The 15,968-nt window shown below is 71.7% G+C and carries 15 protein-coding genes and 1 pseudogene; 3 read left to right on the top strand and 13 right to left on the bottom strand.

What is annotated here, in order from left to right:
- Positions 1-137: 137 nt before the first annotated feature.
- From ACSHXN_RS29455 to ACSHXN_RS29440, 4 genes are all read right to left on the bottom strand, one after another.
- Complete coding sequence (locus tag ACSHXN_RS29455) at positions 138-1,166, bottom strand: 6-phosphofructokinase (RefSeq protein WP_355133256.1); 1,029 nt, start codon at positions 1,164-1,166, stop codon at positions 138-140.
- Between the two features lie 150 nt (positions 1,167-1,316).
- Positions 1,317-2,009, bottom strand: coding sequence for a response regulator transcription factor (locus ACSHXN_RS29450; RefSeq protein ID WP_355133258.1), 693 nt, complete (start codon positions 2,007-2,009; stop codon positions 1,317-1,319).
- A gap of 178 nt (positions 2,010-2,187) precedes the next feature.
- On the bottom strand, positions 2,188-3,450 hold the full coding sequence (macS, locus tag ACSHXN_RS29445; protein WP_355133260.1) for a MacS family sensor histidine kinase: 1,263 nt from the start codon (positions 3,448-3,450) through the stop codon (positions 2,188-2,190).
- A gap of 82 nt (positions 3,451-3,532) precedes the next feature.
- Positions 3,533-4,282: a lysophospholipid acyltransferase family protein gene (locus ACSHXN_RS29440; RefSeq protein ID WP_383356183.1), complete on the bottom strand. Its 750-nt coding sequence runs from the start codon at positions 4,280-4,282 to the stop codon at positions 3,533-3,535.
- Between the two features lie 149 nt (positions 4,283-4,431).
- Here ACSHXN_RS29440 and ACSHXN_RS29435 point away from each other — a divergent pair, with 149 nt between their 5' ends.
- Positions 4,432-5,211, top strand: a complete 780-nt coding sequence (locus tag ACSHXN_RS29435) for an alpha/beta hydrolase (protein ID WP_355133264.1) — start codon at positions 4,432-4,434, stop codon at positions 5,209-5,211.
- Positions 5,204-5,803 (top strand): hypothetical protein, encoded by a 600-nt coding sequence (locus tag ACSHXN_RS29430; protein ID WP_355133266.1) that lies wholly within the window; start codon positions 5,204-5,206, stop codon positions 5,801-5,803. Before ACSHXN_RS29435 ends, ACSHXN_RS29430 begins: the two co-directional genes overlap by 8 nt.
- A 6-nt stretch (positions 5,804-5,809) precedes the next feature.
- Here ACSHXN_RS29430 and ACSHXN_RS29425 read toward each other — a convergent pair whose 3' ends face one another.
- From ACSHXN_RS29425 to ACSHXN_RS29400, 6 genes are all read right to left on the bottom strand, one after another.
- On the bottom strand, positions 5,810-6,568 hold the full coding sequence (locus tag ACSHXN_RS29425) for an endonuclease/exonuclease/phosphatase family protein (RefSeq protein WP_356108275.1): 759 nt from the start codon (positions 6,566-6,568) through the stop codon (positions 5,810-5,812).
- Positions 6,569-6,692: 124 nt separating this feature from the next.
- Positions 6,693-7,646: an ROK family glucokinase gene (locus ACSHXN_RS29420; protein WP_331267481.1), complete on the bottom strand. Its 954-nt coding sequence runs from the start codon at positions 7,644-7,646 to the stop codon at positions 6,693-6,695.
- A gap of 107 nt (positions 7,647-7,753) precedes the next feature.
- Positions 7,754-8,266: a DUF5304 domain-containing protein gene (locus ACSHXN_RS29415; protein ID WP_355133270.1), complete on the bottom strand. Its 513-nt coding sequence runs from the start codon at positions 8,264-8,266 to the stop codon at positions 7,754-7,756.
- Between the two features lie 114 nt (positions 8,267-8,380).
- Positions 8,381-9,550, bottom strand: a complete 1,170-nt coding sequence (locus tag ACSHXN_RS29410) for an ArsA family ATPase (RefSeq protein ID WP_438304255.1) — start codon at positions 9,548-9,550, stop codon at positions 8,381-8,383.
- 133 nt (positions 9,551-9,683) lie between these two features.
- Positions 9,684-10,130: an SRPBCC family protein gene (locus ACSHXN_RS29405; RefSeq protein WP_355133274.1), complete on the bottom strand. Its 447-nt coding sequence runs from the start codon at positions 10,128-10,130 to the stop codon at positions 9,684-9,686.
- 130 nt (positions 10,131-10,260) lie between these two features.
- Complete coding sequence (locus tag ACSHXN_RS29400) at positions 10,261-11,058, bottom strand: metallophosphoesterase family protein (RefSeq protein WP_355133276.1); 798 nt, start codon at positions 11,056-11,058, stop codon at positions 10,261-10,263.
- Between the two features lie 307 nt (positions 11,059-11,365).
- On the opposite strand from ACSHXN_RS29400, the gene ACSHXN_RS29395 reads away from it, so the two are divergent.
- Positions 11,366-13,162: an AMP-dependent synthetase/ligase gene (locus tag ACSHXN_RS29395; protein WP_356291824.1), complete on the top strand. Its 1,797-nt coding sequence runs from the start codon at positions 11,366-11,368 to the stop codon at positions 13,160-13,162.
- Positions 13,163-13,182: 20 nt separating this feature from the next.
- On the opposite strand, the pseudogene ACSHXN_RS29390 reads toward ACSHXN_RS29395, so the two are convergent.
- From ACSHXN_RS29390 to ACSHXN_RS29380, 3 genes and pseudogenes are all read right to left on the bottom strand, one after another.
- A pseudogene (locus ACSHXN_RS29390) lies at positions 13,183-13,517 on the bottom strand (GMC family oxidoreductase); the annotation flags it as partial.
- 324 nt (positions 13,518-13,841) lie between these two features.
- The gene (locus ACSHXN_RS29385; protein ID WP_355133280.1) at positions 13,842-14,390 is read right to left on the bottom strand and encodes a DUF1062 domain-containing protein; all 549 of its coding nucleotides are present in this window, start codon (positions 14,388-14,390) and stop codon (positions 13,842-13,844) included.
- Between the two features lie 317 nt (positions 14,391-14,707).
- On the bottom strand, positions 14,708-15,850 hold the full coding sequence (locus tag ACSHXN_RS29380; protein WP_355133282.1) for a glycosyltransferase family 4 protein: 1,143 nt from the start codon (positions 15,848-15,850) through the stop codon (positions 14,708-14,710).
- Between the last annotated feature and the right edge of the window lie 118 nt (positions 15,851-15,968).

Below are 15,968 nucleotides of genomic sequence, written 5' to 3'. Positions count from 1 at the left end.
GGGCCCTCCGGCGGAATGACCAGGATTGCCTGACAGCGGCGAATATACGGGGGTGCGGACGCGGGTGCGCTCGCGGGGCACCCCCGCTGGACGATCGCCGGGAACGCGGGTCGTCGGACCCTGGTACCGCCGGGGCGTCAGCCGAAGAAGACGCCGACCTCGTCGTACAGCTTCGGGTCGACCGTCTTCAGCCTGGCCGTGGCCTCCGAGATGGGGACCCGGACGATGTCGGTGCCGTGCAGGGCGACCATCTTGCCGAAGTCGCCGTCGCGTACCGCTTCGATGGCGTGCAGGCCGAAGCGGGTGGCGAGCCAGCGGTCGAAGGCGCTGGGCGTGCCGCCGCGCTGGACGTGTCCGAGGACGGTCGTACGGGCCTCCTTGCCGGTGCGCCTCTCGATCTCCTTGGACAGCCATTCGCCGACGCCCGAGAGACGGACGTGCCCGAACGAGTCCATGGAGTCGTCCTTGAGCACCACGTCCCCGTCCTTCGGCATCGCGCCTTCGGCGACGACCACGATCGGCGCGTACGAGGCCTTGAACCGGGACGTCACCCAGGCGCACACCTGGTCGACGTCGAAGCGCTGCTCGGGGATGAGGATGACGTTGGCCCCGCCGGCCAGCCCCGAGTGGATCGCGATCCAGCCCGTGTGGCGGCCCATGACCTCCACCACCAGCACCCGCATGTGCGACTCCGCCGTCGTGTGCAGGCGGTCGATCGCCTCGGTCGCGATGTTGACGGCGGTGTCGAAACCGAAGGTGTAGTCCGTGGCCGACAGGTCGTTGTCGATGGTCTTCGGCACACCGACGACCTTGATGCCGTACTCGTCCGCCAGCCGCCCCGCGACCCCCAGGGTGTCCTCACCGCCGATCGCGACGAGCGCGTCGACCTCCTCCTTGGCGAGGTTCTCCTTGATCCGGCGGATGCCGTTCTCCTCGTTGAGCGGATTGGTCCGCGAGGAGCCGAGGATCGTGCCGCCGCGGGGCAGGATGCCGCGCACCGCCGGGATGTCGAGCCGGACGGTGTCTCCTTCCAGGGGACCCCGCCAGCCGTCCCGGAAACCGACGAAGTCGTAGCCGTACTCCTGCACGCCCTTGCGAACGACGCCCCGGATGACGGCGTTGAGCCCGGGGCAGTCGCCGCCTCCGGTCAGTACTCCGACCCGCATTGGAAATGTCCCTTCGCCGCGGTTGCCTGATGCGAGTCACGCTAATGGTGATCCACGTCACTTCGGCATGCCGCGGAGAGTCAATTCCGGTGAAATGTCGGCTAGTTGATCACCGTCAATTCACCCGAAAGTGGGAGTGTGCAGCACGGTTCACTCACCGTCGAGCCCTCGCTCGATCGCGTAGCGCACCAGTTCCACCCTGTTGTGCAGCTGGAGCTTGCCCAGGGTGTTCTGGACGTGGTTCTGCACGGTGCGGTGCGAGATGACCAGGCGTTCGGCGATCTGCTTGTAGCTCAGGCCCTTGGCGACCAGCCGCAGCACCTCGGTCTCGCGGTCGGTCAGCCGCGGGGCCTTCGGCTCGTCGGCGTCCGCGGCGGGCGCCGGTTCGGAGGCGAGGCGGCGGTACTCCCCGAGGACCAGGCCCGCGAGACCGGGGGTGAAGACGGGATCGCCCACCGCCGTGCGGCGCACCGCGTCGATCAGCTCCTCCGTGGACGCCGACTTCAGCAGATAGCCCGTGGCACCCGACTTCACCGCCTCCAGCACGTCCGCGTGCTCGCCGCTCGCCGACAGCACGAGGACCCGCAGCGCCGGGTCGGCACCGACGAGTTCCTTGCAGACCTGGACGCCCGGCTTCACGGGCAGATTGAGGTCCAGGACGAGGACGTCGGGCGCTGCGGCCCGGGCACGGCGCACCGCCTGCTCCCCGTCGCCCGCGGTGGCGACGACGTCGAAGCCGGCCTCGGCCAGGTCACGCGCGACGGCGTCCCGCCACATGGGGTGGTCGTCGACGACCATGACCCTGGTCGACTCCCGTCGCGCCCCGGTCGCGTCCGCCGTCATCGCCCCTCCCCCCGCGTCACCCCTGCGGCCGCCGGTCCCGGTGGGGCCCCTGCCCGGCCGGCACCTCGCACCATGACCGGCACCGCCGCCGCCCGGCACCCGCCGGCCGATGCCGCCGTCGCCGGCCGCACCGTCCTTCGCCCGGCCGCCCGAATCCCCGCCGGCCGCTGCGCTCCCGTCATCGCGTCTCCGCCTTCCCCCGTGAGCCCTCCGGGCCCTTCGTGTCGTTCGGGCCGTCCGGGTCCTGCACGCCCTTCGGCACCGTCAGCTCCACTTCCGTGCCCTGGCCCGGGACCGAGATCAGCTCGGCCGTGCCGCCGATGTCGCGCAGCCGGCCGCGGATCGACTGGGCCACCCCCAGCCGCCCCTCGCCCTCCGCCTGGGCGAGCCGCCCCTCCGGGATGCCGGGCCCGTCGTCGCGTACGGTCACGACGATTCCCCGCGGCTCGTCCTCGACCAGGATCCAGGCGCGCGCCCCGTCACCGGCGTGCCTGCGGACATTGTCCAGGGCGGCCCCGACGGCCGCGGCCAGCTCCCGGGCGGCGGCCGGAGCGAGCGGCACGGGCGAGCCCGGTGCGGACAGCGTCACCCGGGCACCGGCGTGCGGGGCCAGCAGGGCACGCAGATCGAGCGGTCCCTCCTCGACGTCCGGTTCCTCGACCGCCCGGACGACCGCGCCGAGCGCCGCGTCCTCCGAGACCCGTGAGAGCGGCACCAGGCCCCCGGAGACCAGATTGCGCAGGGCGACCTCCTGCTCGCCGGCCAGCCGGCCCAGCTCCGCGGCCTCCCCGCCGAGGGCCGTGCCGCGCCGCTGCACCATGGCGAGCACCTGGAGCACGCTGTCGTGGATGCCCCGGGCCAGCCGCTCCCGCTCACGGGTCGCCGCCTCGATCTCCAGGGCGCGGGCGAGGGTCCGCTCCGAGGCACGAGCGACCTCGACGACGTACCCGATCGCGATGGAGGCGACCCAGACGAGGACCACGTTGTGGATGGTGTCGCGGGCGGGGGCGCCGCGTTCGACCAGGTTCGCGGCGGCGACCAGGGTGGAGGCGAGGGCCGCCCAGCGCCAGCCGCCCTTGACGGCGAAGGCGAGCACCGATCCGGCGGTCCAGATCGACGGCAGGGTGGGGCCTCCCGCGAGGATCCGCTCATGGGTGTCGGCGACGGGGGTGAGGAGGATGCCGGTGAGCGCGATCGTGAGGTCGGCGGTCAGGAAGCGCTTGGTGCAGCTCGCGGCGTTCGCCACCCTCGGGAGCGTGGCCAGCGTCCAGCCGCACAGCACGGCGTAGTACGCGATCGCCACCCAGGGCCGGACGAAATGGCCGTAGGCGGTCGCGAAGAGCCCGATCGCGTACAGCATCGTCAGAACCCGGTACGCCGTCAGCGCACGCCACAGCGGCTGCTCGACCGACATCCGGACGACCCGCTCGCGCTTGGCCATGTCCCCCCTTTGTCGTTCACCTGGGCGGCGCCCCCGCCGGAGCGCCCCTTCGGTTCACTCCCCCCGACCCGGACGGACGCGTCTAGGAGCCCGGCCGTTCCCTCACGGCACCCTTGCGGTCCTCCTTGTGCGCCTGCTTCTCCGCCTTCGCGGCCTCCGCGATCTGCCGCTTGGCGGCGGTCGCGTAGATGTCGACGTACTCCTGACCGGAGAGCTTCATGATTTCGTACATGACCTCGTCGGTCACGGCGCGCAGCACGAAACGGTCCTGCTCCATGCCCTGGTAGCGCCGGAAGTCCAGGGGCTTGCCGATGCGGATGCCCGGGCGCATCAGCTTGGGCATGACCTTGCCGGGCGGCTGGATCTTCTCCGTGTCGATCATGGCGACCGGGATCACGGGCGCGCCGGTGGCCAGCGCCACGCGCGCGAGACCACCGGGCTTGCCGCGGTAGAGGCGCCCGTCGGGCGAGCGTGTGCCCTCCGGGTAGATGCCGAACAGCTCGCCTCGCTCCAGCACCTCGATGCCGCTCTGGATCGCGGCCTCGCCCGCACCACGCGCACCGGAGCGGTCGACGGGGAGCTGCCCCACGCCCTTGAAGAAGGCGGCGGTCAGCCGGCCCTTCAGACCGGGTGTCGTGAAGTACTCGGCCTTCGCGATGAAGGTGACCTTCCGATCGAGCATGACGGGCAGGAAGAACGAGTCCGAGAAGGACAGGTGATTGCTCGCCAGGATCGCGGGGCCCTCGGCGGGAACGTTCTCCAGGCCTTCCACCCAGGGCCTGAAGGCAAGCTTCAGCGGCCCCCCGATGGATACCTTCATCGCGCCGTACAACAACCGACTGCCTCCTGTGTGTGTCGAACAGACCTTAACCCGGTCCTTTCGCAAAGAGGCCGACGGCCCTGGTCGGTGTCAGTGCGGTCGCGTACGGTGAAGTACCTGCAATCGACGTGCCCAGCCCCTTTCATGAACAGGAGACCGACGTGCCGGTCCTCCCTGGAGCCGAGCCGTACCGCCACGACGGCGGGGAGGTCGGCGTCCTCCTCTGCCATGGCTTCACCGGTTCCCCGCAGTCGCTGCGCCCCTGGGCGGAGTATCTCGCCGAGCGCGGCCTCACCGTCTCGCTGCCGTTGCTGCCCGGGCACGGCACACGCTGGGAGGACCTGCAGCTCACCGGCTGGCACGACTGGTACGCGGAGGTGGACCGCGAGCTGCGGGCCCTCGGCGACCGCTGCGCGCAGGTCTTCGTGGCCGGCCTGTCCATGGGCGGCGCCCTGGCCCTGCGGCTCGCCGCCCGGCACGGCGAGGCCGTGAGCGGTGTGGTGGTCGTCAACCCGGCGAACAAGGTGCACGGCCTGTCGGCGTACGCCCTTCCGGTGGCCCGCCACCTCGTCCGGACGACGAAGGGCATCACCAGCGACATCGCCAAGGAAGGCAGCACGGAGCTGGGCTACGACAGGGTGCCGCTGCACGCGGCGCACTCCCTGCGCACCTTCTTCCGCGTGGTCGACGGGGAGCTGCCGCAGGTCACCCAGCCGCTGCTGCTTCTGCACAGTCCGCAGGACCATGTGGTGCCGCCCGCCGACTCGGCCCGGATCCTCGGCCGCGTCTCGTCCACGGACGTGACGGAGATCGTGCTGGAACAGAGCTACCACGTGGCGACGTTGGACCACGATGCGGACCGGATCCACGAGGAGAGCCACTCGTTCATCGGCCGGCTCGCGCCCAGTGTCGACAAGGAAGGGACGTCCGCAGGTGGCTGAGCACGACTCCGACCGCGAGGATCGCGAGCCGGACGAGAAGGGCGTGCCCTTCGACGAGGACGCCGCCTGGGCGGCGATCGTCGCGGGGTACGGCGAGGAGCCTGCGGACCCGCCCGGTTCGAAGCCGTACAAGCCGATCGAGGACCTGGCGCTGCCCGCCATGGAGCCGGACGGCGAGGACGGGGAGCAGGACGGGGAGAAGGGCGAAGGAGACGGGGATCAGGGTGAAGGACGGGACGCGCCCGCCCGGCCCCTGGGCAGCTCGATCTCCTTCGCGCCCGGTGTGGGCCCGCGCGACTACACACCGCGGGAGCCCTCCGAGGACGACTTCGACGATGACGACGAAGGCCACTTCGTCCCGCCCGAGCCGCCGCCGCTGCCCACGGGCGACACGACGGCGAAGTTCGCCTGGCTCGGAGTGGTCGGCGGCCCGATCCTGCTCCTGCTGGCGGTGGTGCTCGGCTGGGAGATGACCTGGTGGCTGACCACGCTCGGCGTCGGCGGCTTCCTCGGCGGCTTCGCGACGCTGGTGGCGCGCATGAGGACCGACGACGAGGACGGCGACGACCCCGGCCGTGGCGCGGTGGTCTGACCGGCTCTACGACGCGGGAACCCTGAGGGCGGCAAGGACCGGAAAGTGGTCCGAGGCCGCCCTCAGGTCCGTCTCCGTCACCCCCGGGTGGCCGAGCGGCACGCCGCAGCCGAGGATCTCGACCCCGCTCGTGGCGAAGAGGGCGTCGATGCGCTGGTAGGGGTCGGTGGGCGTCCAGGTGTACTCGGCGCCCCACGGGGCGGTGGCCCATCCGTCCTCCAGGCTGCCCGCCAGCCGTGCGAAGGCCGGACCGTCCGGGCGTTCGTTGAGGTCGCCGCCCACGATCGCGTGCTCGACGCCCATCCGGGCGAGCCGGTCGAGCACCATGCCGCCCTGGGCTCGGCGCTCGTTGCGCTCCAGGCTCAGATGAAAGCTCACGAGGCCGACCCGGGCACCGCCGAACCGTACGACCCCCGTGGCGAGGCCCCGGCGGTGCAGCCCCGGGGTGAGCGGCAGAAGCACGTCCTCGGTGCGCTCGACCGTGGCGCGCAGCGAGCAGAGGATCGCGGGTCCCGCCGCGGTACCGCCCCCCGTGAGGATCACCAGGTCGGAGGCCGCCGCGAGCCGCGCGAGCTTCTTGCGCCAGCGGAAGAAGCGCGGGGCCTCCTGGACCAGCACCACGTCGGGCTCGCACGCTCGGATCACCCGGGCGAGCGCGTCGGTGTCGTCCCGCATCGACCGGATGTTGTAGCCGAGGACCCTGATGACGGCCGAACCGTCGGGTTCGGTGCGGGAGTTGGGCAGCAGCGGAGTCGAGGGCGCCATGCCGATCAAGATAGCCCGTACCCGGTGGGAGAGGCGCGGGCGGGCGGGCCGGTCGTGGAGAACGACGGCGCCCGCCTCCCCGGCATCGGGAGAGGCGGGCGCCGTCGAGTGAAGGGGGCGGCCCCTACATGATCGGGTCGGGCTCCCGGGCCAGGTCGGCGGCGCCGACCAGGCCCGCCTCGTTGCCCAGCTGGGCGGCGATCACTTCGGCGACCGGGCGCCAGTTGCCCCCGACCAGCCAGCGCTTGTACGACTTGCGGATCGGGTCGAGCACGAGCTCGCCCTCGTCCGAGAGACCGCCGCCCACGATGAACGCGGAGGGGTCGAAGAGCGAGGCCAGGTCGGCGAGGCCGGCACCGGCCCAGCGGGCGAGCTCACGGTAGGAGTCCACCGCGACCGGGTCGCCCTGGCGGGCGGCCATGGAGATGTGCTTGCCCTCGATGCCGTCCGGGGTGCCGTCACCGAGCGAGAGCAGCAGTTCCGCGCTCTCGGGGGTGGCATTGGCACGCTGCTTCGCGTACCGCACGAGGGCGCGGCCCGAGGCGTACTGCTCCCAGCAGCCCTGCGAGCCGCAGCCGCACAGCAGGCCGTCCGGGACCATCCTGATGTGGCCGAACTCCGCCGCCACACCGAAGTGGCCGCGGCGGAGCTTGTTGCCGATGATGATGCCGCCGCCGAGACCGGTGCCGAGCGTGATGCAGATGACGTTGCGATGGCCCTTGCCGGCACCGAACTTGTACTCGCCCCACGCGGCGGCGTTCGCGTCGTTCTCCACGACCACCGGGAGACCCACACGGGCCTCGACCTCCGCCTTGAGCGGCTCCTGCCGCCAGTCGATGTTCGGCGCGAAGTACACCGTCGAACGCTGGCGGTTGACGTATCCGGCGGCACCGATGCCGACGCCGACGATCTCGTGCCCCGCGCGGGCACCCTCGACGGCCGCGGCGATGGCGTCCACGATGGCTTCGGGCGTACCCGGAGTCGGCACCTTGTGCGTGGAGAGGATGTTGCCTTCCTCGTCGACCACACCGGCCGCGATCTTCGTTCCACCGATGTCGACGCCGATGGTGAGTCCCATGAATCCCTCAGTTTCGGTCGAGCCCCGCTACGGCCAACCGTACCCGAGGGTGCTGACGGACGTCGGGGCCCTCCCTGCGCCCCGACCACCCGGTACTTCCCTCGGGCCTAGTCGAGGTCGATGCGCTCCCCGGAACCCTGGTCGTCCTCGGGACCGAAGTCGCGGGAGGTGCGGTCGGTCCAGCGCCTCTCCTGGGCCTCGACGGCCGAGCGGTAGGCGGCGAGCAGCTCGGAACCGGCGGCGGCGAGGTGGTCGAAGATCTCGGGATTGCGCTCGATGACCGGTTCCACGGCGGCCTTGGCCTGCTGCACGGCCTGCTGGACCATCTGCTGGGCCGCGCCCGAGGCCGCGGCGCCGAACAGCGGTGTCTGCAGCCCGGACAGCTTGTCGGCGACGGCGTCGACGAGCTTGCGCAGCTCGTCGGCCGCCGAGCCGGGCGGCCGGCCGTACTGGGTCCGGCGGCGCGCCTTCTCCGCGGCGAGGTCTTCGGCGCACGCCGTCGCCCAGGCGTCGGCGTCGGTCGCCCGCTCCCGCGAGTTCTCGGATTGGCTCGCCCGGGACGGACCCCCACCGACGGCGGCGTCCTGAGCGGCGTCGGACGTGGGGCGCTCTTCGCTCATGGCGGACTCCTGACTGGGGTACGTACTCCCGACGTTACCCGAACGGGGGTACGCGATTCAGCGCGTGCCCGCCCGGCCGGCCCCGGCGCCCGGACGGGCGCCGGTCCGGGCCGGTCACACGGAGCGCGGCCACAGCTCCGGGTCCGGGGCGAAGCGGATGCGCAGTTCTTCGTCGCGCAGGGCGGCGCCGGCCACGGTGCAGCGGCGCAGGGCGGACGGCAGCGGAACGATCCGGCGGAAGGAGCCCGCGGTCACGACGAGTTCGTCGCCGCGCCGTACGAGCTCGAGTTCCTCGCGTATCGCGCCGGGCAGCGGGATGTGCCATACGAGCACCCCGTCCTCGGCGAGGCGGTCCGCCACGGGCCACTCGACCGGGTCGGGCGCGGGGTTGACCCCGGGAGGCACGAGCGAGCCCAGGTCGTCGGCGCCGCGCGGGTCGCGGCCGAGGTGCGGGAGGGGGTGCACCTCGTAGGTCCCCTGCCACTCCTCCAGGGCCTTGCGCTGCTGGGCGGCGAGGCCGGCCGGCCAGGTGTCCTGGCCGTGCTCGGGCAGGACACGGTTGGCGACCAGGAGCTCGGGCCGCAGGGCGCGCACGGCCAGGCCCGTGACGGCGGTGCGGACCGCGTCGGCCCCGGCCGGTCCCGGCTCGGCCACCAGCCACACGCTGGTGGCGCGGTCGGCGACCACGGACTCGACCGCGGCCAGCTCGCCGTCCCAGCGGGCGGCGGCCTCGTACATCCACTCGGCGGGCATCGGGACGCCCGCGAGCCGGCCGAGGACGGGGCGCAAAGCGCGGGCGGCCTGCCGCTCCGGCGGGAGCAGACGGCGCAGATAGCGCCGGAGTTCCTCGGGCAGGGCGAGCAGTCCGAGGGCCTGCGGGACGGGGGGCAGATCGACGACGAGGAGGTCGTACGCCTCCGAGAGGGCGGCGTCGCGAAGGGCGCGCAGGAAGGCGAGTTCCTCGGCACCGGGGAGCGGGGTCACCTCCTCGGCGTCCAGCCGGGCGGCGCCGAGCAGGTCGAGCGCACCGGCGGCGCGGTCCTGGAATGCGGCGAGGTCCTCCCGGAACCCGGCGGCGGCGTCCGGACGCCAGGCGGTGAGGCCGGGGGCGGCCTCGACGGGTTCGGCGCCGGTGGGGACACCGAGGACCGCACCGAGCGCGTCCGTGCGGTCGGCGCCGAGCACGAGGGTGCGGTTGCCCCGGCGGGCGGCCTCCAGCGCGGCGGCCGCGGCGACGGTGGTCCGGCCGGAACCGCCCGGGCCGGTGATCAGGATGGTGCGCATGAGGGTGCACGCTACCGGGGCCCGGCCGGAGGGTCGGGCAGGACGTGGGTGAGCCCGCACACGCGGAACGGCCCGGTCCGCACCACGGTGCCGCTCCGGACCGGGCGGCCGCGCCCCGCGGCCGCCGGGCCTGTTACGCCTGCTCTCCCGACTCCACCCTCTTCTTCAGGCCTGCCAGCGCGCGGTCGATGATGACCTTCTCCGCCTTGCGCTTGATCATGCCGAGCATGGGGATCTTGACGTCCACGGTCAGCTGGTAGGTGACCTCCGTGCCGCCCGGACCCGCCTGCTTCAGAAGATAGGAACCGTCCAGGGAGCGGAGCATCTGGGACTTGACCAGCGTCCAGGAGACCTTGCTGTCACCCGTCCAGGTGTACGCCAGCGTCTGGTCGTCCTTGATCGCGCCCGCGTCCATCACGAGGCGTACCTGCTCGGCGCGGCCCTGCTGGTCCGTCGCGAGCACCTCGGCCTCCTTCACCTCGCCCGTCCAGTCCGGGTAGCGCGCGAAGTCGGCGATCACCCGCATGACATCGGCCGGGGCCGCCTCGATCGTGATGCTCGAGCTGGTGTGTTCCGCCATCGACGTGGCTCCTCCAGATGCGGTCCGGTGAGGGAGGGTGGTGCGCACGTGCGCACGTGTGTGCAGCGTGAAGGCTACCGCGCACCGGCCGCGCGGCCACCACCGCTCCTGCCGTCGGGCCGACGTCCGCTCACCACTCCAGCGCCCAGGGTTTCCCGCTGCCCGCGAAGTGCCCGACGTTCACGCACTCCGTGGCTCCGATCCGCATCCTGCGCACCAGCGGCTGATGGACGTGGCCGAACAGCGAGTAGCGCGGACGCGTGCGGCGGATCGCCTCGAGGAGCGCCCTGCTGCCGCGTTCGAAACGGCGCGCCACGGTGTCGTAGACGAGTTCCGGCACCTCCGGCGGGATATGGGTGCACAGCACGTCCACCTCGCCCACGGCCTCGATCTTCGCCGCGTACTCCTCGTCGTCGATCTCATAAGGGGTCCGCATCGGGGTGCGCAGGCCCCCGCCGACGAAGCCGAAGGTCCAGCCGCCGATCTCGACCCGCTGGCCGTCCAGCACGGTGGTACCGGGTGCGGCGTACTCCGGCCACAGGGGCGGCATGTCGACATTGCCGTAGGTCGCATACGTCGGAGTGGGGAACGCGGCGAACAGCTGTGCGTACTGTCTGCGGATCGCCTTCTCGACGATCGCCGCACGCTCCGTGCCGACGCCGGCCCACAACGCGGCGCCGAACGCCCGCGCCTCCTCGAAGCGGCGGGCGGTGCGCAGTTCCACCAGCCGGTCGGCGTTCTCCTTGCCGAACAGGTCCGGGAAGATCCCGCGCGAGTGGTCGGCGTAGTCCAGGAAGAGGACCAGGTCACCCAGACAGATGAGCGCGTCCGCCCCGTCGCCGGCCCGGGCGAGGTCGCGCACATTGCCGTGCACGTCGCTGACCACGTGAATGCGCGTCCTCGGGTTACCGCCCGGTGTGGGAGCCATGACGATCAAGCGTAAGCGTGTGCGGCAACTGTGAACAGTGGCCGCCGGACCTGCGGATACTGGCCAGTCAGGAAAAGCGTGGACTACTGTGCGCAATGGAACGTCAACACATGTGACGCACGGAACATCTCGTCATGACCCCCTGTCGGAGAAGCCATACCGGCGGGTAACGTCCGGGCCGTCCAGTCGTGCTCAGGGTTTCAACCAACGACTCCGTAGGAAGAACCCTGCGCACTGCCCGAGCCTTGGACCGCACCGTCGCACCACACAGAGTCGTGGCGTCGGTGCCCTATGAGGAGCAGCAGTCTTGCGCGAGTTCAGCCTTCCGGCTTTGTACGAGGTCCCTGCCGACGGCAACCTGACCGACATCGTCCGCAGAAACGCCGCGCAGCACCCCGATGTCGCCGTCATCGCCCGCAAGGTGGGCGGCACCTGGCAGGACGTCACGGCGACCGCCTTCCTCACCGAGGTGCGGACCGCCGCCAAGGGGCTCATCGCCTCCGGCGTGCAACCGGGCGACCGGGTGGGACTGATGTCCAGGACCCGGTACGAGTGGACACTGCTCGACTTCGCGATCTGGAGCGCGGGCGCGATCACCGTGCCGGTGTACGAGACCAGCTCGCCCGAGCAGGTGGAGTGGATCCTCGGCGACTCCGGTGCGACCGCGTGCATCGTCGAACTGGGCACGCACGCCGCGGCCGTCGAGTCGGTACGGGACCGGCTGCCCGCGCTCAAGCACCTCTGGCAGATCGAGGCCGGTGGGGTGGAGGAGCTCGGCCGTGCCGGCAGGGACGTCAGCGACGCCATGGTCGAGGAGCGCAGCTCGCTCGCCAAGGCCGACGACCCGGCGACCATCGTCTACACCAGCGGGACCACCGGCCGCCCCAAGGGCTGTGTGCTCACCCACCGCAACTTCTTCGCCGAGTGCGGGAACATCGTCGAGCGGCTGCGCCCCCTGTTCCGTACGGGCGAGTGCTCCGTCCTGCTCTTCCTGCCGCTCGCGCACGTCTTCGGACGTCTGGTGCAGATCGCGCCGATGATGGCGCCCATCAAGCTGGGCTGCGTGCCCGACATCAAGAACCTCACCGACGAACTGGCGGCCTTCCGCCCGACGTTGATTCTCGGTGTGCCGCGGGTCTTCGAGAAGGTCTACAACTCGGCGCGCGCCAAGGCGCAGGCCGACGGCAAGGGGAAGATCTTCGACAAGGCGGCGGACACGGCCATCGCCTACAGCCGTGCGCTCGACACCCCGTCCGGCCCGTCCCTCGGGCTCAGGATCAAACACAAGACCTTCGACAAGCTGGTCTACAGCAAGCTGCGCGCGGTGCTCGGCGGCCGGGGCGAGTACGCCATCTCCGGCGGCGCCCCGCTCGGCGAGCGGCTGGGCCACTTCTTCCGCGGCATGGGCTTCACGGTGCTGGAGGGCTACGGGCTGACCGAGTCCTGCGCGGCCACGGCGTTCAACCCCTGGGACCGGCAGAAGATCGGCACGGTCGGCCAGCCGATGCCGGGCTCCGTGATCCGCATCGCGGACGACGGCGAGGTGCTGCTGCACGGCGAGCACATCTTCAAGGGCTACTGGAACAACGAGGCGGCGACCGCGGAGGCGCTGGCCGACGGCTGGTTCCACACCGGTGACATCGGCACCCTCGACGAGGACGGCTACCTCAGGATCACCGGCCGCAAGAAGGAGATCATCGTCACCGCGGGCGGCAAGAACGTGGCCCCGGCCGTGATCGAGGACCGCATCCGGGCGCACGCGCTGGTCGCGGAGTGCATGGTGGTGGGCGACGGGCGGCCCTTCGTCGGTGCACTGATCACCATCGACGAGGAGTTCCTCGGGCGCTGGGCCACCGAGCACGGCAAGCCGGCCGGCGTCACCGCGGCGTCGCTGAGCGAGGACCCGGATCTGCTCGCCGCGATCCAGGACGCGGTCGACGACGGCAACGCCGCGGTGTCGAAGGCCGAATCGGTGCGGAAGTTCCGCGTTCTCCCCTCCCAGTTCACCGAGGAGTCGGGCCACCTCACGCCGTCCCTGAAGCTGAAGCGCAGTGTGGTGGCCAAGGACTACGCGGACGAGATCGAGGCCATCTACCGCAAGTAGCGGGCCCGGACACCCTCATGTCATGACGCGATGTCCTCGGCGAGGACCCGCGTCATGGTGCGTTCCGCGAGCGCGGTGACAGTGCGGAACGGATGGACGCCGATCGAGCCGGGCCCGAGCGATCCGTCGGTGCCGTACAGCCCGGAGTACCCCTTCACACGGCCGCAGCCGTCCGTCGACCGGCCGAGGACGCAGCCGCCGAGCGGGCGGTACGTGAAGTCGCCGGCGAAGGCCTTGCCGGCCGAGCCGAAGAGGTCGTACCGGTAGACCGTGGCGTCGGCCGCGTCGACCCGGTCGAACAGGTTCTGGCCGTCCGTACCGACACGGCGCCCGGTGCGGCCCTCCAGCCGAGTCTCGGTCCAGGACACCCGGGTGGCGGCCGATGGCCTTGTTGACGGCGTCCAGCCACAGGAAGGTGGCCAGGGGCGCCTCGGTGCGCGTGCGGAACCACATGGATCCCCGGTCCGGCGCACCGGTGGAGCAGAACACCTTCCCGCCGGGGCCGGGCGTGTTGCACAGGCGGCCCATCTCCAGGACGAGGGTGCGGATGCCCGTGTGTCGGCGGCGCGGGGCGGCCACGATCGCGGGGGCCGACCCGCGGTGCCGGCGTGGCCCGAACGGCAGGCCGCGGTGCCTGTCCGGCGGATGCTGCCGGACAGGCACCGGTCCCGCGGAGGGTTCAGCGCGTGAGCGTGAAGGTGAAGTCGCCGGCGAGCCGGCCGCTCAGCCGGACCGCCGAGACGAGTTCGCCCTCCGTGATCAGCCGTTCGACCTCGGCCCGTGAAAGTCCGCAGCCTTCGGCGATCAGTCGCACCGGGCGCACGGGAATCCGCGCCGCGAAGCGGACCGAGATGTCGATCACCTCACGGTCCAGGTGATCCGATCCGCCGGTGTCGAGGCGCCAGGCGTTGTCCCAGTCGAGGGCGATGCGGTTACGGCGCCGCACGACGGGGTCCTGGAGCAGTTCGGCCGTCAGGCCGGGGTCGTTGCCGTGCAGTCGGTCCAGCAGCTCAGGTCGTACCGACCGCACATGCGTGCGTTCCAGCACCGTGAGCTTTGCCGTCTCCCCGCACCCGGTACAGAGCACGAGAAGCCAGACGTCGATGAGCTTGTGGTGTGCGTTGACGCGGAATTTACCGCTTGCCCGGAAGCGCTCGGACGCGCACGCGTGGCAACGGCGGAGAACGAGCGGCAGGCAGGTGGGCGTGACCACCCAGTTCGTGAGCACCGAAGTACACCGGTTTCAGTGAGAAGTCCGCAGCAGAAAGGAGCGCGGCGCACAGGCGCGACGCGCGACAGATCAGCGCTCGGGAGGTCTCACACGGTGTACAACGGCACGTCCTTGATCAGACGACTTGGTTCGGCAGCACGGTAATGGCGCGCGGTCGCGCGCTTCCACCGGTTTTTGAGCACGTCACCGCCAGGCTCTGCCGGGGCCTTCGCACGGCCCGGGAGCCGTACGCCCCGTCACCGCCGGGGTCGATCAGCGACGACCGCGTGCGCGGCGCCCACCTCGGACGACAACCCCCGGTGTCCCGGCATGCCTCACAGCAGCGTCCGGAGCTTCTCCGCCAGCAGGTCCCAGCGCCACTTCTCCTCGACCCACTGCCGGCCCCGCTCCCCCATGCGCCGCCTCAGCTCGGGGTCGCCGAGGAGGGTGACGATCCGGTCCGCGGCCTCCTCGGCCGAGCCGCCCGGTACCACCCAGCCCGTCTCGCCCTCGAGCACCGCGTCCGGGGCACCGCCCGAGTCGCCGGCGACCACCGGCAGGCCCGTCGCGGAGGCCTCCAGGTACACGATGCCGAGGCCCTCCACGTCCAGGCCGCCCCGCCGGGTCCGGCACGGCATCGCGAACACGTCGCCAGCACCGTAGTGGGCCGGCAGCTCCGGCCACGGGACGGCGCCCGTGAAGTGGACGGCGTCGGCGACCCCGGTGTCGTCGGCCAGCCGGCGCAGTTCCCGCTCGTAGGGCCCGCCCCCGACGATGAGCAGGACCGTGTCCGGCTCCTTGGCCAGGATGCGCGGCATCGCCGAGATCAGTGTGTCCTGGCCCTTGCGCGGGACCAGCCGGGAGACGCACACCACCACGGGGCGGTCCGTCAGGCCCAGGCGTGCGCGGACCTCGTCGCCGCCCGAGTCCGGGCGGAACCTCTTCTCGTCGACGCCCGGCGGCAGTTGCACCATGCGCGCGGCCGCCCGCGGGGTCAGTGCGGAGGCGATACGGGAACGCGTGTACTCACCGAGATAGGTGAGGGTGTCCGTGGAGTCGCCGATCCGGCGCAGCAGACTTCGGGCGGCGGGCAGCTGGGCCCATCCCGCCTCGTGGCCGTGCGTGGTCGCCACCAGCCGTTCCGCCCCGGCGCGCCGCAATGCCGGCGCCATCAGACCGAGCGGGGCAGCCGCCCCGAACCACACCGACGTGCATCCGTGCTCCCGCAGCAGTCCGGACGCGCGCCGGATCACCGCCGGGGTGGGCAGCAGCATCGTGGTCCGGTCGCGTACGACGGCGAAGGGCTGCTCTGCGTCGAAGGCGGCGGTCGCCTCGGTGCCCTCGCGGCCCCGCTTCCAGGTGGAGGCGTAGACGACCAGCCGCTCCGGATCCAGACGCAGCGCCATATTGTGCAGGAACGCCTGGATACCACCCGGACGGGGCGGAAAGTCGTTGGTCACGATGAGGGTCTTGTGCATCGTCGTCGACACTACAGAACGGGATGTGTCACCGTACTCACGGCTCCGCACGGCCGCGCTTCGTCGCCGTCGCACTGTGCGGCGGGAGATCATGGTCCCGCACCACAGGCGACACGGA

It is taken from the genome of Streptomyces sp. HUAS TT11, from assembly GCF_051553595.1.
Lineage (GTDB): Bacteria > Actinomycetota > Actinomycetes > Streptomycetales > Streptomycetaceae > Streptomyces.
Note: the sequence above shows the minus strand (reverse complement) of the source record. Positions and strands in the feature narration are given on the sequence as shown.